At 55.8% G+C, this 22,974-nt stretch carries 18 protein-coding genes and 1 tRNA gene; 10 read left to right on the forward strand and 9 right to left on the reverse strand.

Annotated elements, in window-relative coordinates; translation table 11 throughout:
• Window positions 1-25 precede the first annotated feature (25 nt).
• Window positions 26-670 carry a lysophospholipid acyltransferase family protein gene (locus RBB75_RS02590; protein WP_353069421.1) on the reverse strand — a complete coding sequence of 215 codons (645 nt, stop codon included), beginning with the start codon at window positions 668-670 and terminating at the stop codon, window positions 26-28.
• Between the two features lie 311 nt (window positions 671-981).
• On the opposite strand from RBB75_RS02590, the gene RBB75_RS02595 reads away from it, so the two are divergent.
• A complete protein-coding gene (locus tag RBB75_RS02595; RefSeq protein WP_353069422.1) occupies window positions 982-2,478 on the forward strand; it encodes a porin in 1,497 nt (498 codons plus the stop codon).
• A gap of 24 nt (window positions 2,479-2,502) precedes the next feature.
• Here the strand turns inward: RBB75_RS02595 and RBB75_RS02600 are convergent, their stop codons facing one another.
• Window positions 2,503-2,802: a helix-turn-helix domain-containing protein gene (locus tag RBB75_RS02600; RefSeq protein WP_353069423.1), complete on the reverse strand. Its 300-nt coding sequence runs from the start codon at window positions 2,800-2,802 to the stop codon at window positions 2,503-2,505.
• An 87-nt stretch (window positions 2,803-2,889) separates the two neighbouring features.
• Between RBB75_RS02600 and RBB75_RS02605 the strand changes: the two genes are divergently transcribed.
• Complete coding sequence (locus RBB75_RS02605; protein WP_179639219.1) at window positions 2,890-3,255, forward strand: VOC family protein; 366 nt, start codon at window positions 2,890-2,892, stop codon at window positions 3,253-3,255.
• 8 nt (window positions 3,256-3,263) lie between these two features.
• Here RBB75_RS02605 and RBB75_RS02610 read toward each other — a convergent pair whose 3' ends face one another.
• Both RBB75_RS02610 and RBB75_RS02615 read right to left on the reverse strand, forming a co-directional pair.
• Window positions 3,264-4,508 (reverse strand): ABC transporter permease, encoded by a 1,245-nt coding sequence (locus RBB75_RS02610; RefSeq protein ID WP_353069424.1) that lies wholly within the window; start codon window positions 4,506-4,508, stop codon window positions 3,264-3,266.
• Window positions 4,501-5,445 carry an ABC transporter ATP-binding protein gene (locus RBB75_RS02615; protein ID WP_353069425.1) on the reverse strand — a complete coding sequence of 315 codons (945 nt, stop codon included), beginning with the start codon at window positions 5,443-5,445 and terminating at the stop codon, window positions 4,501-4,503. Before RBB75_RS02615 ends, RBB75_RS02610 begins: the two co-directional genes overlap by 8 nt.
• Before the next feature lie 166 nt (window positions 5,446-5,611).
• On the opposite strand from RBB75_RS02615, the gene RBB75_RS02620 reads away from it, so the two are divergent.
• Window positions 5,612-5,806 carry a DUF1059 domain-containing protein gene (locus RBB75_RS02620; RefSeq protein ID WP_179639222.1) on the forward strand — a complete coding sequence of 65 codons (195 nt, stop codon included), beginning with the start codon at window positions 5,612-5,614 and terminating at the stop codon, window positions 5,804-5,806.
• A gap of 4 nt (window positions 5,807-5,810) precedes the next feature.
• On the opposite strand, the gene RBB75_RS02625 is transcribed toward RBB75_RS02620, so the two are convergent.
• Entirely contained in the window at window positions 5,811-7,043 is a 1,233-nt protein-coding gene (locus RBB75_RS02625; protein WP_353069426.1) for an MFS transporter, read from the reverse strand.
• A 92-nt stretch (window positions 7,044-7,135) separates the two neighbouring features.
• Between RBB75_RS02625 and RBB75_RS02630 the strand changes: the two genes are divergently transcribed.
• Entirely contained in the window at window positions 7,136-9,700 is a 2,565-nt protein-coding gene (locus RBB75_RS02630) for an ATP-dependent DNA helicase RecG (protein ID WP_353069427.1), read from the forward strand.
• Window positions 9,701-9,843: 143 nt separating this feature from the next.
• Here RBB75_RS02630 and RBB75_RS02635 read toward each other — a convergent pair whose 3' ends face one another.
• Together RBB75_RS02635 and RBB75_RS02640 are read right to left on the reverse strand one after the other, a co-directional pair.
• Window positions 9,844-10,293 (reverse strand): response regulator, encoded by a 450-nt coding sequence (locus RBB75_RS02635; RefSeq protein ID WP_179639223.1) that lies wholly within the window; start codon window positions 10,291-10,293, stop codon window positions 9,844-9,846.
• A gap of 661 nt (window positions 10,294-10,954) precedes the next feature.
• Entirely contained in the window at window positions 10,955-11,923 is a 969-nt protein-coding gene (locus RBB75_RS02640; protein WP_353069428.1) for a PhzF family phenazine biosynthesis protein, read from the reverse strand.
• A 320-nt stretch (window positions 11,924-12,243) separates the two neighbouring features.
• Here RBB75_RS02640 and RBB75_RS02645 point away from each other — a divergent pair, with 320 nt between their 5' ends.
• The gene (locus RBB75_RS02645; RefSeq protein WP_179639225.1) at window positions 12,244-12,900 is read left to right on the forward strand and encodes a peroxiredoxin; all 657 of its coding nucleotides are present in this window, start codon (window positions 12,244-12,246) and stop codon (window positions 12,898-12,900) included.
• Window positions 12,901-12,946: 46 nt separating this feature from the next.
• Window positions 12,947-13,022: transfer RNA gene (locus tag RBB75_RS02650), tRNA-Cys, on the forward strand.
• A 600-nt stretch (window positions 13,023-13,622) separates the two neighbouring features.
• Here RBB75_RS02650 and RBB75_RS02655 read toward each other — a convergent pair.
• Window positions 13,623-14,717 (reverse strand): glycosyltransferase family 39 protein, encoded by a 1,095-nt coding sequence (locus RBB75_RS02655; RefSeq protein WP_353069429.1) that lies wholly within the window; start codon window positions 14,715-14,717, stop codon window positions 13,623-13,625.
• 570 nt (window positions 14,718-15,287) lie between these two features.
• Between RBB75_RS02655 and RBB75_RS02660 the strand changes: the two genes are divergently transcribed.
• From RBB75_RS02660 to RBB75_RS02675, 4 genes are all read left to right on the forward strand, one after another.
• Entirely contained in the window at window positions 15,288-15,770 is a 483-nt protein-coding gene (locus RBB75_RS02660) for a DUF1348 family protein (RefSeq protein WP_373563193.1), read from the forward strand.
• A 141-nt stretch (window positions 15,771-15,911) separates the two neighbouring features.
• Window positions 15,912-17,291: an FAD-containing oxidoreductase gene (locus RBB75_RS02665; protein WP_179639227.1), complete on the forward strand. Its 1,380-nt coding sequence runs from the start codon at window positions 15,912-15,914 to the stop codon at window positions 17,289-17,291.
• Window positions 17,292-17,340: 49 nt separating this feature from the next.
• Window positions 17,341-17,763 (forward strand): TOBE domain-containing protein, encoded by a 423-nt coding sequence (locus tag RBB75_RS02670; RefSeq protein ID WP_179639228.1) that lies wholly within the window; start codon window positions 17,341-17,343, stop codon window positions 17,761-17,763.
• Window positions 17,764-17,941: 178 nt separating this feature from the next.
• The gene (locus tag RBB75_RS02675) at window positions 17,942-21,277 is read left to right on the forward strand and encodes a carboxypeptidase-like regulatory domain-containing protein (protein ID WP_353069430.1); all 3,336 of its coding nucleotides are present in this window, start codon (window positions 17,942-17,944) and stop codon (window positions 21,275-21,277) included.
• A gap of 45 nt (window positions 21,278-21,322) precedes the next feature.
• On the opposite strand, the gene RBB75_RS02680 is transcribed toward RBB75_RS02675, so the two are convergent.
• Window positions 21,323-22,330, reverse strand: coding sequence for a tetratricopeptide repeat protein (locus tag RBB75_RS02680; protein ID WP_373563195.1), 1,008 nt, complete (start codon window positions 22,328-22,330; stop codon window positions 21,323-21,325).
• Window positions 22,331-22,974: the final 644 nt, after the last annotated feature.

Genomic DNA, 22,974 nt, shown 5'->3' on the forward strand with positions numbered 1-22,974 from the left:
ACGAAAATACGCCAACTTTTCAACTTTATTTTAGGGGATTGCTGATTCGGGATTTGGCCAGCTCGACCGCGCGATCAAGAGCGGCCTGAACGGCTTCCTCGTTGGCGGTCGTCAGCAGGGGCCAGCCTATGAAGACTCTTGAGAATGGTTTGGGGATGAGGAAGCGGTCCCAGGAGCGAAGCTGCCAGGCTCGCTCGGGGAGGACGTAAAAGGTTCCGACCGGACTTTCGACGAGCTGGGCGAGCTGGGTGACGCCCGGTTTGGCGATCATGGCGGGGCCGCGGGGGCCGTCGGCCGTGATGGCGCAGTAGTGACCGTCGAGATAAGCCTTGTGCATGTTGCGCAGGCCTAGGGAGCCTGACCGCGAGCTGGAACCTCGAATGGCCATGTAGCCGAGGCGCTCGACGGTGCGGGCGATGAGTTCGCCATCGAAGCTGGGGCTGATGAGAATGGCGATGTCGTGGTTGCGGAAGTGCCAAGCGCTGGTAAGCAGGCAGCGGTGCCAGAAGGCGTAGACGGCTGGGGGGGGGGCGTCGAAGCCAAGGGGTGCGCCAGGGTCGCGGACGTCTTCGAAGCGAAGGGTCATGCCGAGGACGTGTATGGTCGCGCTCGCGAGGCGGGGGACGAGGGCGAGGGCGAGGCGTTGCTTGAGGGTGTAGGTGGAGGCCACTTCGTTCAGTTTACCTATGAGATGCGATGCAAGGCATCTGTCCTGCCGGACAGGCCTCCTGCGCGGAAGGCGGGCGTTCGCACGCTTTTTTAAAGCTTCGCGTGGTCTTCCCGTTGGTCGGAATCATCATCCTCGCGACCAACGGGAGCGCCAGGCGAAGCGGTATACAAGTCACGAAGTGACCGCCTCCCGCGCAGGGAGCCCATCCGGCAGGACATAGTCTCAGAAAAAGACTCGAGAAGAAGTGATGCCCTTTACGATCAATTTACTGCAAACGTGTTTTGCTTAACGCGTTTGCGAGAGGCGTGCCTATGCGTTGCTTCAATCGACTTATCCTTTTTTCTCTTTTTCTTGTTGTCTTCTCGGGATTTGAAGCAGCCGCGCAGACAACGACGACTGCGCCTACAAATGCCGACGTTCAAGAATTGAGGCAGACAGTGCGCGATCTGGCGCAGCGTGTGAGCGCGCTGGAGGCGGAGTTGCACAAGGAGCAACGGGTGACAACGACGGAAGTGGCGACGCTGAGGCCGGCTGTGCTGGTTGGCCCTGCTGCGGATGTTCGCAGCAGCGTGGAGAGTGTGTCGAGCAGCAGCGTAGCAGCAACTATACCGTCGTCCACAACAGTGAATACGCAGAGCACTCCAGCACCAATCTCTCCCGTCGCTTCGGTCCTTCCGACACAACTGCCCGGCGGAGCTACGCTGAACTACACCTTTGATGGTTACTACGACTACGACTTCAATCATCCGATTGGACGGGTGCAGTATCTGCGGGCCTACGATGTGCTGAGCAATGCGTTCAGCATCAACCAGGCTGATGTCGTGCTTGCGCTCGACCCGGATGTTGCGGCGGGCAGGCGTTATGGGGTCCGGCTGGATCTGCAGTTTGGGCAGGCGACAGAGACGCTGCAGGGCAGTCCGCAGAACGAGCCTCGACCGGATATCTACCGGAATATCTTCCAAGTGTATGGAACATACGTCGTTCCTCTGGGAAAAGGACTGACAGTGGACGTGGGCAAGTGGGCGAGCTCGCTGGGGATTGAAGGCAACTATACGAAGGACCAGGTGAACTACTCGCGATCGTTCTTCTTCAACTATCTGCCGTTCTATCACGCCGGCGTCCGGACCAGCTACAAGGTGAATGACAAGCTGGCGGTGAACTACTGGCTGGTGAATGGAACAGACCAGTCGGAGCCTACGAACTCGTTCAAGGACGAGCTGTTTGGCTTTACGGCGCAGCCTGCGAAGAGTGTTCTTTGGAACTTCAACTACTACCTTGGACAGGACCATCCGGATGCCGCGCCGGCTACGAACTGCACTGCTCCGGTGCAGCCTGGGCTGTGTTTGCAGGCGATTACTCCTGCTCCGGATGGCAAGCAGCATATCTTCGACAGCTACGTGACTTGGAACGCCACGCCGAAGCTGGCGTTGTCGCTGGAGGGGGATTATTTGATCTCGCGGGAGTGGGCTAATGCGGCTCCTGGTGAGTCTTCCGCTCCTTCGCATGTGGATGGCGGGGCGGTTTATGCGCGGTATCAGCTGACGCCGAAGATGGCGCTCGGTGGGCGGACCGAGTATCTGTCGGATCGTGGAGGACTCTTCAGCGGGACGACGCAGGCGCTGAAGGAGTTTACCGGGACCTATGAGTACAAGTTTGGCGATGGGTTTTTGACGCGTGTTGAGTATCGACGAGACTGGAGCAACGTGCCGTACTTTTTGACGAACAAGCCTGGGATGCTGTCTTCGAGTCAGCCTACGCTGACTGTGGGGATGGTTTGGTGGGTTGGTGGGAAGCAGGGAGCTTGGTAACTGCAGTGTTGACGGGAGAGTAGATCAGCGTTGGGCTCGCCCCTTCCATGGAGAGAGTGTCTTGTAGGTGGGTAGAGCCGTTGCGTTGTTTTTTTTAGCGGAGAGAAGGCGGCGCTTGATCAGCCAACGCACTGCGCTTTGTGCCGCACTTTTACTGATGCCGACGTTTTCGGCCAACTCCCGGTAGCCGATCTGTACCTCGGAGCCTCGCTGTTCGGCTTCGGTTGCGAGCCAAAGATAGACCAGGAAGCTGGCTGGGCGGCGATCGTGTCCGACGAGGTCGCGCATAAGAACGTCGATGATATACGGATCGATCTCGATCATGGCTGTATCAGCCAATACTATAGTTTTACGGAGGCAATTGCATTGGCGCTTCATGTCGCTTTAGTCTGCAGGACAAGGAGAACGGCGATGATTCGAGGCATTAAATTTGTTGGCGTTCCAGTTCGCAATCAGGATGAGGCGTTACGGTTCTGGACAGAGATGGTGGGATGCAAGATTTCGACGGACCAGGAGATGGGTCCAGGACAGCGATGGATTGAGCTTGCCTTCCCTGGGACGGAGACCGGTATTGCGTTATTTACTCCGGAGGGGCACGAAGACCGTGTCGGGACGTTTCAGTCCATCAGCTTCTGGTGCGATGACGTCTTCGCAACGGCCAAGAGCCTGGAGTCGCGTGGCGTGACCTTTGTCCAGGCTCCTCGAAAGGAAGATTGGGGAACGTCGGCGATCTTTGCAGACGCCGATGGAAATCAGTTTGTCCTGTCCAGCCGATAGCTGACCAACTAGCTGTATTTGAGCCAGCGGAGGATCTCGGGGAGGTTGGGTTTTTTGCCGTACATGAGAATGCCTACACGATATATGCGGCTTGCAACCCATAGGATGGCGAGGATGGTCATGCTCATGAGGATGAATGAGAGGCCGATCTGCCAGGGTGGGACGGTGGTGAGGGAGATGCGGAAGTTCATCAGCAGGGGGCTGCAAAAGGGGATGAGCGAGACGACCTGCGCGAGGGTGGAGTTTGGCGCGCGCACGATGACGAAGATCATGAGGAAGCAGAAGGCTAGCGGGATGACGAGGAACATGTTGAGCTGCTGGAGTTCCTGCTCGGAGTTTGTCATGGCGCCGAGAGCGGCGGCGATACTGGAGTAGAGCAGGAAGCCGAAGATGAAGTAGGCGACGAAGAAGATGATCTGCGTGGCGCTGATGAGCGCGTGACCGCTGCCGATGAGGCTGGTTGCGAGGGATGTGGAACCGAGGGCGGCGGCGGCAATCATCCAGACGCCTACTTGCGAGATGCCTACTGCGCCGACGCCAAGGATCTTACCGGCGAGCATCTCGTCAGGCTTGATGGCGGAGAGCATGACCTCGAAGACGCGGCTGCTTTTTTCTTCTATGATGGAGCGTGCGGTGTTCATACCGTAGAGCATGATGACCATGTACATGAGGAAGAAGAGGAGATAAGCGGCTCCGAAGGCGGCGCGGCTGCTGCCTGTTTTGCTGGTGTCGATGGCGACGGGGGCCATGAGGGCTGCGATGTCGGACGATCCCATACCTTGATGCGTGAGACCTTCGCGGGTGAGTACGTTTTGGATGGCGGTGGAGAGTGTGTCTTCGGTGCTGATGTCTCCGGCTGAGCGGGGAACATAGGTGAAGGTGGGGCGTGCGTTGGTCTGTGCTGCAGGCGTAACGACGAGATAGCCCGTGAGTTCTCCGGATTTACTTTGCAGATTGCGGTCGAGGTTGACGCGAATCTCGTCGCTGTTGGAGGGCGAGTCTGGTGTCAGGACTTCGACGGTCATGCCACTGTTTTTTCCAGTCTGAAGTTCGTGTTTGAGATCGGCGGAGAAGGACGTGTCGGACGCGACGATGGCGATATGGGCCGAGGATTTTGTGCGAGAGGCGAGATAGCCGCTGCCGAAGACGAAGGCTCCCATGAAGAGCGGAATGAGAATGGTGGCGATGAGGAAGGCTTTGGTGCGGATGCGCTCGAGGTACTCGCGTTTGGCGATGAGCCAGATGTTATGCATTGACTTTTTCTCCAGCGGGGATGCCGGTCGAATCTTCGGTGACCTTTTCGATGAAGATCTCTTCGAGTGTCGGCTCCATAACTTCGAAGCGGGTGACGCGGGCGCCGGTGCGGATGGCTTCGGCGAGGAGGGTCTGGGCGTCGGCTCCTTCGGCTCCTGAGCTGCGAAGGCGGATCTCGGCGTGGCCTCCGTAGTTTTTTGAGGAGTGGATGGCGGGGTGATTGAGGAAGGAGTCGTCGCCTGTGAAGTTGATGAGGACGCGGTTGACGGGGTAGCGGGACTTGATCTCGCGCATGGAGCCGGAGAGAACGAGATGGCTGTTGTGGATGAGGCAGATGTTGTCGCAGATCTTTTCGACCTGGTCCATGCGGTGGGTGGAGAAGAGAATGGTGCGGCCTTGTTTGCGGAGGTCGACGAGGGTGTCCATGAGAAGGACTGCGTTGACGGGATCAAGGCCGCTGAAGGGCTCGTCCATGATGATGAGTTCGGGCTCGTGGAGGAGGGTGGAGATGAACTGGATCTTCTGCTGCATCCCCTTGGAGAGTTCTTCGGTCTTCTTGTCGATGGATGGGGTGATGCCGAGGCGGTCGCACCAGTCGTGTGCGCGCTTTGACGCGGTGGTGGCGTCGAGACCGCGGAGTTGACCAAGAAAGATGAGTTGGTCCATGACCTTCATCTTTTTGTAGAGGCCGCGCTCTTCGGGGAGATAGCCGACGCGCTTGAGGAGGTTGCGGTTGAAGGGTTGGCCGAAGAGGCTGACGGTGCCGGAGTCGGGGACCGTGATGCCGATCATCATGCGGATGGAGGAGGTTTTGCCGGAGCCGTTGGGGCCGAGGAGGCCGAACATGCTGCCTGGTTCGATGGTGAAGCTGAGGTCTGCTACGGCGATCTTGGTGTCGTAGGCCTTGCGGACATGTTGCAGTTCTACGATGGGCATGGGTTCTCGTGTTGTGTGTCAGGGCCAGTTTATCAGGGTGAGTTGTAGGTTCCGGCGAGGTTCGATGAGATTGGAAAATCTACTCAGTTGTGCACTGAGGTCAATAGGGAGGGAGTTTGTCTGGAATGAGCTTCGTTGACGCGCATCTGACTTTTCGAGGTGGATTATGGAACAGAGTAATGGGAAGAAGCACTTTCACTGCAAAGATGTCGGGTATGCGTGCGACTGGCAGCTTGAGGGCGATAGTGAAGAAGAGATGCTGCCTGTTATCGAACAGCATGCAGCGGAGGTTCATAATCTGACGCACTTCAAAGAGGAGGCGGTGGAGCATGTGAAGGAGGCAATACGGAGGAATGGCTGAGCGGTTAGAGGATGGATAGCTTTTCGACGATGCGGGCGTGGCGGTGTTTGCGATCTAGTCTGGCAGAGAGGATCGCGAGGAGCAAAGTAACGAGGGTTACGATGATGCTGGCGAGAGGGAGCTGGCGGTAGGTGTAGCCGGCGGTGAGCATCATGCCGCCGAGAGAGGCTCCGGTGGCGTTGCCGAAGTTGAAGGCTCCCTGGTTGAGGGTGGAGGCGAGGTTGGGTGCGGCGGCGGCCTGGTCGACGATGCGGGACTGGAGGGGTGCTCCGGCGGCGAACTGGATCGCTCCCCAGATGAGGATCATGGCGATGGCGGGGATGACGTGGGGTTCGGCGTAGTAGAGGGCGAGGAGCGAGGCAAGGAGGGTGAGGAGTGCGCCGATGAGGAAGGCCATGGGGCGCCAGTCGCTGAGAGTGCCGCCAAGGAAGTTGCCGACGGTGATGCCGACGCCGAAGAGAAGAAGCGTGAGGGTGACGGCGTGGGGAGAGACGAGCGTGACGGCCTCTAGGGTGGGGGCGATGTAGGTGAAGACGCAGAAGAGCGAGGCCGAGGTGAGGACGCTCATGGCGAGGACGAGCAGGACTTGTGGCTTGCGGAGGACGCGGAACTCGTGGAGGAGGCTGCCGGAGCCTGCTGCTTGTTTGGGGACGAGGAAGAAGACAGCAGTGGCGGCGAGGAGGCCTATGGGGACGATGGCCCAGAAGGCGAATCTCCAGCCGTAAGCCTGGCCAAGTGCAGTTCCGGCTGGGACGCCTAGGACGTTGGCCAGGGTGAGACCGGAGAACATGAGCGCAATCGCCTGGGCACGCTGGTTGCGCGGGACGAGGTTGGCAGCGACTACACTGCCGATGCCGAAGAAGGCTCCGTGGCAGAGGGCGGTAAGGACGCGGGCGGCGAAGAGGAGATTGTAAGTTGGGGCTATGGCGCATGCCAGATTGCCGAGGGTGAAGACTCCCATGAGCAGAAGGAGGGCGAGTTTGCGTTCGAGGCGGGCGGTGGCGATGGCTACGATTGGCGCGCCGATGGTGACGGAGAGCGCGTAACCGGTGACGAGGACGCCGGCTTTGGGGATGCTGACGCGGAAGTCGTCGGCGAGGTTGGGCAGCAGGCCCATGATGATGAACTCGGAGGTGCCGATGCCGAAGGCTGCTACCGCAAGCGCCATCAGCGGCGTGTGCAGCAGGATGTTTTTGCGCTCGGCGGTCAGTTCTGAGCTTGCTTCGGAGGCAGGCATTCTTTTATTGCAACATATCTTCTGTCAATACTGAAAGGCTGTTGTGGAAGTGCAGGAGTTGGCCCATGGCTGGTTCTTGGTAGCATCGGTCTGTGCTGGAACTTTCTACACCTATCAAGTTTGTGAAGCTCGTGGGGGAGCGGATTGCAGTCGAGCTTGCCAAGCGCGGCGTCGAGACGGTCGAGGATCTGCTGTATCACCTGCCCTTTCGCTACGAAGATCGCCTGAACCCAGTGCCGATGAGTGAGCTGAAGGCAGGGACGATGGCGTCGGTGATCGGCGAGGTGCGTGGGACGGTGCTGCTGCAGACGCGGAACATGCCGTTGTTTGAGATGACGGTGGGACAGGGACTCAGCACGGTGAAGTGCATGTGGTTTCGCGGGACCTATTTGAGGGACAAGTTTCACGTGGGGCAGATGGTGGCGCTGTATGGCAAGCTTGAACCTTCCCGTAGCAGCGCGGGAAAGTTCAAGATGATTCAGCCGCAGTTTGAGATTCTGCCTTCGGGGGCTGGTGCGGATGCTGAGTTTTCCATGCTCGAGGTTGGGCGGATTGTGCCGGTGTATGAGTCGCTTGGGGGCACTACGGCGTGGGGCGCGAAGCTGGGATCGAAGTGGCTCAGGCGGGTGATCTGGGCCCTCTTTGAGGAGTTGGAGGGCGGGGAGAAGCTTAAAGCAGATTCCTCCGCTGCGCTGCGGAATGACAAGCAAAAGAACGAACTACACCAGGAACAAGAGCAAAAACAACAACAAAAGCAAAGGCAACAGGTGGCGGGTGCGAGCAGTGTACATCCCACCCATCACGGTGAGACTGCGATGGATGGGGCACCCGGGCTGCGTGGGCCGCGAGAGAACGGAGTGGTTGAGACCTTGCCAGGGGCGATGCTTAAGCGGCTCTCGTTTCCTGAGCGGCTGAAGGCTCTGAAGGCTGTGCATTTTCCTGAAGCCGGGACGCCGATGGTGGAGCTGATGTCGGCGACAACGCCTGGACATCGCCGGTTGATCTTCGAAGAGTTTTTCTATCTTGAGCTGGGACTGGAGTTGAAGCGGCGGCGCATGAGGGAGCGCGAAGGCACTGCGTTTGTGACGAATGTGAAGGTGCGGGAGGCGATCAAGCAGGTGCTTCCCTTCCATCCGACGGCGGCGCAGAAGCGCGTGCTGGGCGAGATTGCGAGCGATATGCGCAGGCCGCAGCCGATGCGGAGATTGCTGCAGGGCGATGTGGGATCAGGCAAGACGATCGTCGCGATGCAGGCTGCGCTGGTTGCGATTGAGAACGGCTACCAGACGGCTCTGATGGCACCGACGGAGATTCTGGCGACGCAGCATTATCTCTCCGCGAGAAAGCTGCTGGGGGATGTGCTGTCTCCACGCACGGGAAAGCCTTATCGGGTGACCCTTTTGACGGGTTCGCTCGATGAGGCGACGAAACGGGAGGCGCGCGGGAGAATCTTTCGCGGCGAGACCGATCTGGCGATTGGGACTCATGCGCTGATCGAAGATAAAGTCGACTTCGAAAATCTGGGCCTCGTGATCGTCGATGAGCAGCACAGGTTCGGCGTGCAGCAACGATTTCGGTTGATGAAGAAGCCTGGCGCGTTAGATCCGGATGTGCTGGTGATGACGGCTACGCCAATTCCTCGAACGCTTGCTCTGACGTTATACGGCGATCTTGATGCAAGTGTGATCGATGAGCTACCGCCGGGGCGAACGCCGATTGTAACCAGACGAACGACGGAGGAACGTGCGGAGGACGTGTGGGCTTTTGTGCGCAAGCAGGTAGAGGCGGGACGGCAGGCCTACATCGTGTATCCAGTGATTGAAGGTGCGAAGGATGACCAACCGGAGTTGGATTTTCCGCAGGATATTGAACCGGACGAGGCGAACGCAAGCGTAAAAGCAAAAGCGGATTCCTCCGCTGCGTTGCGGAATAACAACAAAGAAACAACGGCGAGGAAGAAGACGACGGACGTAAAGGGAGGAAGTGCAAAGGTCAAGCGCACGAGGTCTTCTGTGAAGATGGAGAAGTTATTTGAGCCGAAGAGGGCGCTTCGAGCAGCGACGGATATGTATGAGGAGCTTCGGCAGGGGCCTCTGAGCGGGCTGCGGCTGGGGCTGCTGCATGGGCGGTTGAGCGCGGACGACAAGGATGTGACGATGCGGCGGTTCCAGCGGGGAGATCTTGACGTGCTGATTGCGACGACTGTGATCGAAGTGGGCGTCGATGTCCCGAACGCTTCGGTGATGGTGATCGAACATGCCGAACGGTTTGGGTTGGCGCAGATGCATCAGCTGCGCGGCCGTGTTGGGCGTGGAGCGGCGAAGAGCTTCTGCGTGTTGATGACAGGCGGAAGGGTGAGCGAGCAGGCTGAGGCCAGGCTGGATGCGATGGTACGTACGCAGAATGGTTTTGAACTAGCCGAGCTTGATCTGCAGCAACGCGGGCCTGGAGAGTTTTTTGGAACGCGCCAGGCTGGTATGCCGGAGTTCAGGGTTGCAAATCTGATACGCGACCGAGAGCTGCTGGAGTTGGCGAAGACGGAGGCTGGGCGCTTTGCGTCGGAGCCTGATCCATCCGTTTTGAGTGAAGAGAAGGACGCAGTGTGGGCGCGACTGAAGATGCAGTGGCAGAGAAAGTACGGGTTAGTGGAAGCCTAATTCTTTGGACGTTCCCTGCAGGTTTGGAGACCGCTAGAACGGATTGCTGCCGGTGTAGAGGAAGGCAACCGCAGATTCCCTTCGGGAATGACAAGCAAAAAAAAATACAGGTTCTACGCAAACTGCTACTTGATCCAGTGGCTCTAGCTTGCTGTGGCGTGGGTGAAGGAACCAAGCTGTGGCGACTGCGAGGTCGACGCGACGACGGTCTTCTTTGGGCCCCGCTTACGTGCGACGAGGACCCTGATACGTTCGATCATCTCCGCGGGGGACGAAGCGCCTTTCGGGAGGAAGACATCGGCGTGAACGGCTCGATCGAAGGCATTGACAGTGCCGGAGACGATCATCGCGGGCAAGCCGGGATGGAGTTGCTTGGCGCGGCGGACGAGTTCGTTGCCGTCCATCTGCGGCATGATGAGATCGCAGAGGATGAGATCGAGCGTGCCGGGAAGATATTGATCAAGGACGGCGAGCGCCTCCTGCGCGCTGTGGGCAGCGACGACGCGATAGCCACGAGTTTCGAGGAGGAAGGTGCGGACGGAAAGAATTTGTTCGTTGTCATCTACGCAGAGAATCGTCTTCTTGGGGCGCATGCAGTCTCTCTTCTGCCGGACACCACCTTATGGTGGCTCGCGGCCGATGGGCCAGTCTGACGCGTCTGCTGGTTTGCAGACGGGCCGGTCTGGTGGTGTTCAAAACTTCCCCGTGGTTCGGCCAGATGCGGCCTCTCAGCGCGTAGTGGGTCCACCGCTCCCGAAGTGGAGAAGACGGAATGAGCAAAGCTCTCCAGTCTGCTCCACGAGGGATCAGGCCCATCTGTCCAGCGAGCGAAGCTGCCGAACCGCGGGGTGCGAGAGAGGCTGTAGGCCGACGCAGGTTGCCACGCGGCTCCGAGAGCGCAGGGAGTCCCTCTGCTGCGGATACAGTGGGTGTCGATGCCGGAGATACTGGCATCGACCTCACTGCGCGTGCAGACAGTAAGATTGCGCTGGGGAGCCGCGACTGCGGGGCAGTCGAGCTTCTCTCAACTCAAATTGTCAGAAAACAGGCGAAAGCAAATCATCTCCAACGACGCTTCCTCTTTCAGGCAACGCCGTCGTCAACGCTTTCCAACAGTACGAATGAGTGGGGGAGTTGGCAAGCGGCGAAGTTTGGGCGAAGACTCGCAATATTAGAGCTTGCACATCCACCGATGCTCGGAAGGGGCTGTATTCATTGGCGATTCATGATGGGTCCCTGTTGAAATCGAGTGCATCACGGCAGGAAAAAGCGTCCCGTTGCAACAGGAATGGTGCGGCCACCGACAAACACTTTCGTGACGATGCCGTCCTCGATTGCTGCGCTGACATGGATGCGGCTGGGACGAAGCATCTCGATTCCCTGTTCGATGACGAGTTGTTGTCCGCTGGCGGCGAGGCCATGACGGACGAGGTAGGCGATGGTGCATCCGGAGGCAGAGCCGGTCGCAGGATCTTCGCCGGAGTCGAACTGCATGCGTGCGTGCCAATGTGCTGTTGAGTTCTCATTAGCGGGAGTAATGCAGTGGAAGAACTTTGCGCCGATGCGGTCAAGAAATTGACGAGAGCTTTGCGAGAGGAGGATATGGAGGCGGCCGGCGACCTCGAGCGATCGCAAGGGGACGACGCAGAACGCCATGCCGGTGGAGATGACCTGCGCGGGGAGATGCGGATCCAAGTCTTCAATGGAGAGACTGAGTGCGGCGGCCAAGGCTGCACGGTCGTCGGGAGTGTTGAGAACTTTGCCAAAGGTTGGATCGTTCTGTCGCATCGTTCCGAAGGCTCCGATCTCTTGTGGCTGCGGAGCCTGGAAACGAACAGGGATTGGACCGATTCCAAGATCAAGAGTGATCTGATCTGCGCCGCGAAAGGTTGGATGATTCCAATAGAGCCAGCTGGCCGTGCCAAGGGTTGGGTGGCCGGCGAAGGGAACCTCTTCGGTGGTGAGGAAGATGCGGACCTGGACGCCGCGTTCGCGTTCGATCTCCGGTGCTCGGGGCAGGATGAAGGTGGTTTCACTGAGGTTGGTCTCGCGGGCCAGGGCCTGCATCTCGTCGAGGGTGAGACCGCGAGCGTCGGTAAAGATGGAGAGCGCGTTGCCTTCGAGGGGGCGTTCGGCGAAGACGTCAACCTGGGCAAAGTCGAAGGTGCGAGAGGTCGAGGGGAGTGCTGCTGTGGATGTAACAGCGGGGCTCTGATTTGACATGGGTGCTCCTCGGAAGTATCTTTGAAAAGACCGCGATAGGGCGAACCGGCCTCATGCTAGCTTAGCTGGCTGCGGTACAAAACATACAGCGATGACGATGATGCTCAACTCGATGTTCACACTCTGCTGCTGTTGCTGTATCCCAGCGAGGGTGCGTTGATGAGCTAATCGAAGCAGAACATCTTCGAGCAGCACATAGACCCCACCCAAAGCGAATAAGCCGGGTGGGTTTTGCGTTGGGCTCAGCAGATTAGTTCACTTTGGCGCGAAGTTTATCAGGAATTGAAGGATTGGGTGACCCCCAAAGAAGGCGAATCGATATGTCACTTCGCATCAACGATATTGCTCCCGATTTCACTGCCGAAACTACCCAGGGCACGATTCATTTCCATGAATGGATTGGTGACAATTGGGCCGTTCTCTTCTCGCACCCGAAGGACTTTACCCCTGTGTGTACCACCGAACTCGGCGCGGTGGCGAATCTAGAGGGCGACTTCGCCAAGCGTGGCGCCAAGGTGATCGGACTCAGTGTGGACCCGGTCGACAACCACGAGAGATGGGCTGCGGATATTGAGGAGGTTGGAGGCGCGAAGGTTAACTATCCCTTGATCGGCGACACGGAGTTGAAGATTGCGAAGCTCTATGACATGCTTGCGGCGGATGCGGGCGAGACCTCAGAGGGGCGAACTCCAGCGAACAATGCGCCGGTGCGCACCGTGTTTGTGATTGGGCCTGATAAAAGGATCAAGCTGACGCTTGCGTATCCGATGACGACGGGCCGCAACTTCGATGAGATTATTCGCGTGCTCGACTCGATGCAGCTGACGTCGAAGCATAAGGTGGCGACGCCGGCGAACTGGAAACAGGGCGAGGAGGTCATCATCACTGGAGCAGTGTCGAATGAGGATGCCGATAAGATCTTCCCTGGCTACAAGACAGTGAAGCCCTATCTCCGTACGGTGGCACAACCGGAGTAGAGTTGGACAAGATCTCCGCTGCACTTCTGTTTTGTAGCGGGCAAGGGCACCGATGGCGAAGTGGTTAACGCGCTGGTCTGCAAAACCAGTATTCCCGGGTTCAAATCCCGGTCGGTGCTCCATAGTTCAATCTCTTGCTTTGCATAGAACCTTAATATCATCGAGGTAAAGACTGAGCATTGTTGAATTCAATAAACTCCTGATGCTCTACTGTGTACCGCTGGGCGATATCACCGATACCAGATCCCCATCTAACATGGGCCCCAATGTCCTCATCTGAGCGTGTGAAGCAAACAGCGCTTTCCTCGTCCACTCCCAATCCCCTTCAGATTTCGGAAGGTAAACAAGATGCTCGCCTGGCTCCTTGATTAAATCCTCATACGATTGAACGATCGTATGGGTAATATTCTGTGTATTCAACATAGTTCGCGTCATAGTATCGTATCCGGTCCCACAGCAAGATTTCTCAAGACTCATAGAGTAAAACATGGCGAATTGTTTCCGGATTTCGGGATCACGGGTGTAGTAGTTGATTGACGCAAAAACATCCCAATTTGCTAGATAAACAGGTTGGCCTTGCCTAGCATGGAGTGCATCTTTGGTCTCATTGGGTAGTACCAACCATTCCAAAACCTTTCTAGTAGTTGCACGTTGACCCTTGATTTTGGCAGCTCCTGAGACCAGTGAAGTAACAAATAGCGCAACCATTACTGCATTTACAATCAGTCGGCTTTGAATACGATCGACATTCCAATTGCCAAAAGTGACAGGAGCCCAACAACTGCTCCCAAAACAAACCGTGTCTCTAAGACATGTGTCACCAGCACGGCAAGAACGTACCCAAACAAAGGCACCGCTGAGATCAGTATGAGAAATACTAATTCCGCGTTGGGTAACTCGCACTTACCCCTAATCGTTTGATAAATGACTGTACCAATAAGCAGGCCAACCACAAAAATAAGAAGAAGCTGTACATCATTTTTTATACTTTTGCTGATGTTGAGATCACCTATTAACATCCACATATACGAATGGGACACAATATGACCACTAACTGACTTGATGTAGTAGTAGCCGCTGTACTCTGACGCAGCCTTTAGGAAAGGCAGGAGAAATACAACACCCAGCACACCCGCGACAATAGCTGAACACATTTCCCAGTCCGGCTTACGATTCTCTATCTCCCGAAACAACTCGGCCCCACATAAGGGGGCAAGTAGTAGGACAGCATAATAGTGTGTGTTGAGGGCCAATGCGGTAGATAAACTGAGACATAAGAGAGGAATGAGGCGGCTACTTTCTTGTTTTGTTGCGGACTGCCAACTTAGCATCATTAGACCGAGAAACCCGAGCAGCAATCCGTAAGGTCTGCCTTGTCCTGCATACCACAAGGTGCCTGTCATAGAAGATAGCGCAATTGCGAAAAGTGCAGCCCTTTCATTTACCCCTCGACGAACAAAGATAAATAAGCAAACTTGCATGACAATATAGCCAATGAGAGAGGGTATACGGATAGCCATGGCACAAGGGCCAAACCAGTAAATAAACCCGTGGTCTACCAAATGGTAGACGGCTGGATCCAGACATATAGGGTAGTTCCGTTGCACATAAAGCATCCTGGATATGGACCCCACGCTATCGGTCATCAGGATCCCAAACTCGTCACTCCACAGAAGCTCAGCATGTGACCATAGAAGAGATATGATTGCAGTGAGTAAAATAAATGACGATGCCGAAAGTAGTCCCGTTGTAGATTCAAAACCTAAGTAAATCTTTAAACGTTCTATTGGCTTGTTCATTAAGTCTTTCTTGGTCATGGATTATGGAGTCCAAACAGCAACGAGTTTACTACAGTACACTAGGAACATTATGCGTTGTCTCTGGGTAGGCTCTGTGAAATCCTTCCGACGATTCACTACCAGTTGACGTTACATATTCGAGACTGGGCCAGTGGATGCTACATGGTTCTCGTCACTACAAGCCGAACACACATCAGTTCCGCTCTGCGATATTGGCTCGACAGCCTCCCCGTTCGCTTGAATTGGCTTCTACAGCGGATCATGCATCACGGACTCAGCGTGATTACGGGTTTGCCCTTTCAACATCTCCGAGAAGACTGTGGGCTATCAACAGTTTTCGGCAGATAAAATCACCACATTAAAGAAGTTCATACTGTTGGAGCCTGGAAGGCACACCGTTCATATTCCATACTTCCAAGGGTCCACCCTTGCTAGTCTCGTCTCACAGGTCGAGTCTACTGATCGACCATTGAAAGTTTTCAATCCACGCGACTTCCAGCCTCTAGAGAAGAAGAGATAATTGATTGGAATTAAGTGTGTTATTTCGCGACCCCTCGAAAAATTAGCGTAGCTTGAAGGAGCATGAGCATGAGCATGAGCAGTGAATCGACAGTCACACTTGTCCCTCCGTTCACGCAGGAGACGGCAATCCTTAAAGTTCGCAAGGCCGAGGACGGCTGGAACTCGCACGATCCTGAAAAAGTTTGCCTCGCCTATACCGTCGACAGCAAATGGCGCAATCGCTCCGAGTTCGTCAGAGGACGAGAGCAGATCGTTCAGTTTCTCACGCGCAAGTGGCAAAAAGAGCTGGATTATCGGCTCATCAAGGAGCTATGGACCTTTGGGGGCTTCCGCATCGCAGTCCGTTTCGCTTACGAGTCGCATGACGCAGCTAGGCAGTGGTACCGCTCTTACGGCAACGAGAACTGGGAGTTCGACAAAGACGGAGTGATGCATCATCGCTACGCTTGCATCAACGATCTGCCCATCAGGGAGAGTGAGCGTCTTTTTCATTGGCCTCTGGGCCGGCGCCCCGACGACCACCCGGGGCTTACGGAGCTTGGTCTCTAGACTCTAAATTCGATGAACTCTGCTCAGCAGGGTGATGCTGTACGCATTAAATTCTGAGATCTTTGGAAGAAGCCTTCCTGCTGCTTTGCTTGAGGACGCAATTGCGATCATACTTGCTGTTGTGGTTGTCATGAGACTCGCATGAGACAAGACTTCGACGCAATTATTATCGGTGCCGGACAGGCAGGACCATCGCTGGCAGGCCGACTTACGCAAGCTGGCTGGAAGGTCGCCTTCGTCGAGCGCAAGTTGTTCGGGGGTACCTGCGTTAATGTTGGATGCACACCGACCAAAGCTATGGTCGCAAGTGCCCATGCGGCGCACATCGCACGCAGAGGAGGCGACTTCGGAGTTGTGCGTGATGAGCCGGTTCGCGTGGATATGAAAAAAGTCCTGGCTCGCAAGAATGCGATTGTAATGAAGTCACGGACGAGCGTTGAAGGCTGGCTGCGAGGCATGGAGCGGTGCACTGTCTTTACAGGAACAGCGCGCTTCGAGTCTCCGAATGAGATTCGGGTTGGCGAGGAAGTGCTTCATGCTAAAAGTATTTTTCTGAACGTGGGCGGAAGGTCAGCAGTGCCGGATATGCCCGGCATTGGCAAGGTTCCCTTTCTAACCAGCACGACCATCCTCGACCTTGATGAACTGCCGCAACATCTTATCGTCGTTGGAGGGAGCTATGTCGGGTTGGAGTTTGCGCAGATGTATCGCCGCTTCGGCGCTGAGGTAACGGTAGTCGAGCGCAAGCCGCGGCTTGTGCCCAGTGAGGATGAAGACATCTCTTCCGGCGTTCAGGAGATCCTGGAGTCCGAGGGGATTCAGCTTCGCCTTGACGCGAACTGTATTCGGCTCGAAAACGATGGCGAAGAAGTAGCGGTTGGGCTTGATTGTCTTGAGGGCCAACCTAAGGTGGTAGGGTCGCGCATACTTCTTGCGGTTGGAAGGCAACCAAATACCGACGATCTCGGATTATCAGCTGCTGGCGTGCGGACCGATGAACGCGGCTACATCACAGTAGACGATCAACTGCGAACTTCTGTTGTGGGAATCTGGGCGCTTGGAGATTGTAATGGTAGAGGAGCTTTTACTCACACCTCGTACAACGACTTTGAGATCGTCGCGGATAATCTTCTCGAGAATGGCTCGCGCCGCGTAAGTGATCGTATCCCTGTGAGTGCCCTTTACATTGACCCTCCCTTGGCGCAGGTTGGCCTTACTGAAAAGCAGGTGCGAGCGAGTAGGCGCGCGGCATTGATTGGAACTCGTCCGATGACGAAGATTGGCCGGGCCGTGGAAAAAGGAGAGTCGCAGGGTTTCATGAAGGTGCTGGTGGACGCAGAGAGCAAGAAGATTCTGGGAGCTTCCATTTTGGGCACTGGCGGTGACGAGGCTATTCATTGCATCTTGAGCACGATGTACGCAGGCGCTCCGTATACAACCCTCTCGCGCGCGGTCCACATTCATCCAACGGTTTCGGAGCTTATTCCTACGATGCTTCAATCGATGACGCCGCTCCGATGAATGCCATTGAGGGTGTCTCCAGCTCTGAAAAATGCTAAAACTATAAGCCATGACTACACGCCAGTTGCTGACGCCTCGAGAAGCATCCCGCATTCTAGGGGTGAGCTACCCGACGATCAAACAATGGATCTTGAGCGGAAAGCTAAAGACCGTTCAAACGCCCGGTGGGCATCATCGGCTGTCAGAGGCTGCTTTGAAGCCTTTTTTGGTCAAAGACCAGATGAAGCCCGCGACCGAATCCCGTCAACGCTATCGACGGGTCAGCGGTAGAAATCAACTTGCAGGCAAAGTTGTGAGCATCCACGTAGAAGGTCTTCTCGCCGAGGTTGTCCTCTCTGTAGGAGACGCACACTTGACTGCGATCATCACGGCGAACGCGGTTAATGAGCTTCAGCTGAAAAAAGGAGATCTTGCGGCTGCTCTCATCAAGTCGACTGACGTGATGATTGAGCGCCTCGACGATCCCTTGTAAAACGCAACCGGCGCCTGTCAATGCAGGCGAATCGTTTGACTATACGATTTGAATCGACTAACTTCGTAATATATTCGAGCAAAACACGTGCGGGAAGACCAGGCTCAGCTCGGCTGTTCACGCTAATCCTCAGGCCCCCGGACGCACCCCAAAAGCTGCGTTCTCAGGAGCGGATTTCATGAAGCTTCATCGTCTTTCTTGTGCTCTTTTCCTTCTTGTCCTAATCGATGGAGCAGTAGCCTCCGCTCAAATCGCAGCTGATCTGAAGGGCCGCGTCTTCGATCCCTCTGGCGCCGCGATCGCAAATGCGCCAGTTGAACTCGTCGAGTCTTCGACAAACCTGCATCGGTCCACGACGACTTCCAGTTCAGGGGATTATCTTTTCATCCACCTCAATCCGGGCTCTTACCGCGTGGAGGTAAAAGCACCCGGATTCAAGGGTCTGAATCGCGAGGGTGTCACTGTCATTGTCGGACAGACGGTGAGCCTTGATCTGACGCTGAGTCCTGGAGGCGATCCACAGAGTGTAACAGTCAACAGCGATGCTGCTCTTCTACAGGCGGAGACCAGCAACATTCAGACCAATATCTCTGGCGCTTTTGTTGCCGCAGTTCCGCTCAATACGAGAAATTTCATTCAACTGACGACATTGGCACCCGGCGTCGCATTGCCCCCTGGCACATTGCTTCCCCGCATCAATGGGGGCCGGCCGCGGACCAATGAATACATCTACGACGGCATCTCCGCTCTGCAGCCTGAGCCGGGCCAGGTTGCGTTCTTCCCTATTCTCGATGACGTTGCGGAGTTCACGATCGAAGCCAACAACGTGCCTGCGGAGTTTGGCCGCTTCAACGGCGGCGTGGTGAATGTTGCGACGCGGTCAGGCTCCAACGAAATACATGGCAGTCTGTTTGAATATCTCCGCAATGAAGATCTTAATGCTCGAAACTACTTCGCGCCTGTGGGACGCAAACCTGAGTATCGTCGAAACCTTTACGGTGCCACACTCGGGGCGCCCATTCTTCACGACCGCCTCTTTTTCTTTGGCGACTATCAGGGAGTGAAGCAGCTCATCGGCCGCACGCTCACCTCCACAATTCCTACCAACAATGAGCGCAAAGGTATCTTCACTGGCGTCTCGAAGATCTACAACCCAGCTACGACTACCATTGTCAACGGAAAGAACGTTCGGCAGGAGTTTCCTGGCGACGTAATCAACATACCGCTCGATCCCGCCGCGGAGGCTCTTCTTGCGCGCTTCCCAATCCCCACCAACAAAAATGCGGCCAACAACTACAGCCGTACGGCAAACGATGCGGACCATCAGAATCAGTTCGACGTTCGCGTCGATGGAGCCTACGGATCTCGCGACCACGCCTTTGGCCGCTACACGTATTACAACGAAGTCGAGCAGCCCGTTACCCCTTTGCCTGATGGGAGTGGCTTGATCAGTGGAGCAGCACTCGGAACGGGAGGTGTGCCAGGACTTTCAAATGTTCGAGGGCAGCAAGCCGTTGCCAGCGAAACCCACATCTTTTCGTCCCGGCTGGTCAACAACCTCACTGGTGGCTACACTCGTCGGAGCAACAACATCATCGGTCCTGACCTCAGTGACACTGCATCAGCCGCGCTCGGCATTCCCGGTATCCCCTCCAATGCAGCATTCAATAATGCCCTTCCGTTGTTTACCTTCACTGGCTTCCAGCAGCTTGGTACCTCTGCGAGCACCTTCGCGAACTTCCAAACTGCGGTATGGCAGGTAGTCGACACGGCTGTCTACACTCGCGGCGCCCATGCTATTAAAGCCGGCATCGACTTCCGCTGGTATCAGCTCAACACCGTCTCACCGCCTAACCCGACGGGGTCATTCGCCTTCACCACTACTGGAACCAATCAACAAGGCGTAACAAACAGCGGCAACTCCATCGCCAGCTTTTTACTCGGCCAGGTTGATACCTTCCAGATTGATCTTCAACAGGCCAAAATTCGCCCTCGGGACTATATTGAAGAATTTTTTTTACAGGATGATTGGAAGGCCTCTAACCGCCTCACACTCAATATTGGAGCGCGCTGGACTCTTCATCATCCTTCTACTGAAAAAAACAATCAGGGAGCTATCTTCAATCTTGCGACTCAACAGCTTGACTATGTCGGCGTTGATGGAAATTCGCGAAGCGCCAGAGAACTCCACTATGACAATGTCGCTCCACGTGTCGGGTTTACCTACCTCGCGACCGAGAAGACCGTCATCCGCTCTGGCTTCGGAATCGTATTTATTGACCAATCCGGAATCACAACTCCATTCACGGTTCCTCAGTTCCCTTTCATCCAGAGCGTTACACAAAAGACACAGGACAGCGTAAACGCTGCTTTTGCGCTCTCGCATGGACCTTCCGTGGCCCCCATTCCGCTCACTCCTAACGCCGGTCTTGGCCAAAGCGTGTACACTGCCGATCGTACCGCCGGGTCGGGCTACGTCCAGCAATGGAACCTCGCTGTGCAGCGCGCAGTGACCAACAATCTATCCGTTGAAGTTGCCTATGTTGGATCAAACATTATTCATGTCGGTATACCCGACTCAAATCTAAATCAGCTCACGGCCGATCAGTTGGCGCAGGGTCCTTCACTCCTAACCCCTGTCACAAATCCTTACTTCGGCCAACTTCCCCCATCAAGCTCTCTTAACACGAAGAACATAGCCGCCGCGCAGCTCATCAAACCTTACCCTCGATTTCAAAACGTTGCCACCTACCGCCATAACTCGGGAACGACCAACTACAACGCGATTGAGGTTAAGGCCGAACAGCGTCTCTCTCGCGGCCTCTCCTTCCTCTTTGCCTATACTCACTCCAAACTCATTGACGATGCGTCTTCTGTCTTCTCCTCTACGGTTCTCTCTTCACCCAACACAAGCTCTCTTATCGCAGCGGACACCTTTCGCCCTTATCTGGAACGTGACTCCTCGAGCGGCGATATGCCGAATGTAACCTCATTCAGCGGCATCTACGATCTGCCGGCCGGACGCAACCACCGCTTCGCCTCGACAGGTGTGGGTAATGCACTGCTCGGAGGCTGGAGCTTGAATACTATCCTGTCGCTACAATCAGGGATGCCGGTCACCGTTACGCAGGCTACCAATAACAACTCTTTCGCCGGCTTTTCTCTTCAGCGCCCCAACATCGTCGGCAATCCTAAGCTCTCAGGCAACCAGCGATCTCCCGCCCATTACTTCAACACTGCGGCATTTGCGACCGCTCCTCAGTTCACTATCGGCACCGCATCTCGCAACCCGGTGCGTGGGCCCGCGTATCGCGACCTTGATATCTCTCTTATCAAACGAACCCGGATGGTTGAAAAAGCTGACCTTGAGTTCCGCGCCGAGATGTTCAACGTGACTAACACGCCGGAGTTCTCACAGCCCAATGGCAGCTTCGGTTCTGCTGCATTCGGCACCATCACATCGACTACAACAGATCCTCGTGTTGTGCAGTTCGCGATTCGACTAAGTAGATAGCGGAGTGTACGGCCATTAGCTGGTCATTAAGCGCAGCGCTCAAAATTACTTTTGATTTTCGCCAGCGTTTTGAATACTCTCTGCCATCTTGTACTCGCGCGTTGCGTCTTCCTTGCGGCCCAGAGCGCGGAAAGCCTGCCCCAGCAGCAAGTGGATGAGATGATTGCTGGAATCCATACGTTCTGCGCGCAATAGATAGTTAAGCGCGGTCAAGGCGTCATCGCGCTTCAACAAAACTTGACCGAGAAGAATATAAGGTCCTGTCGAATTTGGCTCAAGTAGAAGCGCACAGTTCAACGACTGCTGCGCGTCTTCGTATCGCAGAGCTCGCAGGTAAGCGTCGCCCAGACGCTCATATACCTCTCCATTCATTGGATTGATTGTCCGTTCGGCTTCAAATTCGGCGACGGCTGCTGCGGCGTTCGAGCGGGAGAGGGCAAGCTGCCCCAGGAGTAGATGAGCCAAAGGTAATCCTGGTTCAATTTGGAGCGCTTTGCGGGCCATTTGCTCGGACTCGGCGGGGTGGTCCCGGCGAAGCAGCATGCGTCCCATGAATAAGTAAGATGCCGCTGAATCCGCTGAGATCTTGTACTGCTGGGCGAAGATGCGACGCGCATCATCGTATCGATGCACGTCGAGATAACAGACCGCCAAAACATACGTTCCATCGGCATTCACGCTAGCGATTGGACTGTTCGCTCGTTCGAGGAAAGGAATCGCTGCGGCCGGCTGCCCCATACGATATAAAGTCACACCGCGCATCTGTGTCGCGAGCAGATCGTTGCCATCCTGAAGTATGGCTTTTTCGAAGGCTAAGTTCGCCGCGGCGAAGTTATTGCGCTGGTAGTGAATCATTCCGCGCATGCGCTCAAGTCCCGCCGGCTCCGGCTGTTGAGCTGCCAAAGAGTTCAAGCGCGTCTCGGCTTCGCTTAACTGTCCACGAGAGATTAAGCGCTGTACTTCTTCCGTTGGACTCAGGTTATACTGGGCTGAATCAGTTGAAGCGGATGCTCCGGAGCCGGGGTCATGCTGGGCTTTCACATAGGGGGGCATGGATAACCCTACGCAGCAAACAAAGCAAAACCCAAGGTGCCTGCGAAGAGAGCGGGCGATAAGGAACATATCTAGAAGAGCGCCCCCGCTACTTGTTCTGCGACGTTCCTCGCTTCTTCACTTAAGCCGCTCTGAGTCGACGTTGGCTGCCGGGTAGAGCTACTCCTGATGTCAATGATGAAAGCCCGGTCCCGTACTCGACCGATGATCTGTTCCGCTCCGTTATCAGATTTCTTACTCGGGACACACTGAAATGCTTCATTGCCGATTGCCTTTAGAGGGACTGGAGTGCCGGAACATTGCGCGAGATACGCGGCGAAGTCTTTTGATGGTAGAGCCATCGTGTGCACAGCGATCTTTAGCTCGAAGACGGAGGCTTGCTGAGCGCGCTTGAAGTCGCAGGTGGTATCACCTTGTGGCGTGAGGGCGGTTGCGTTCGCCTGAACTTCACCGCCCAGAACGCCGGCGGCCGTCGCTGCATTTAGCCATGGACATTGAGTTTGCGCGCTGCATCGCACAGGGCTAATGAATAAGCCAGCGGCTGCCAAAAACACAAGTGCAACTAAACTTCTTCTGTTCAAGGTTTCCTCTTAACGTAAGTCTTTTCGGCAGAGAAAGTATCTCGCTGAAGGTTGTCGTCGAGC

This window comes from Tunturibacter empetritectus, assembly GCF_040358985.1.
Lineage (GTDB): Bacteria > Acidobacteriota > Terriglobia > Terriglobales > Acidobacteriaceae > Edaphobacter > Edaphobacter empetritectus.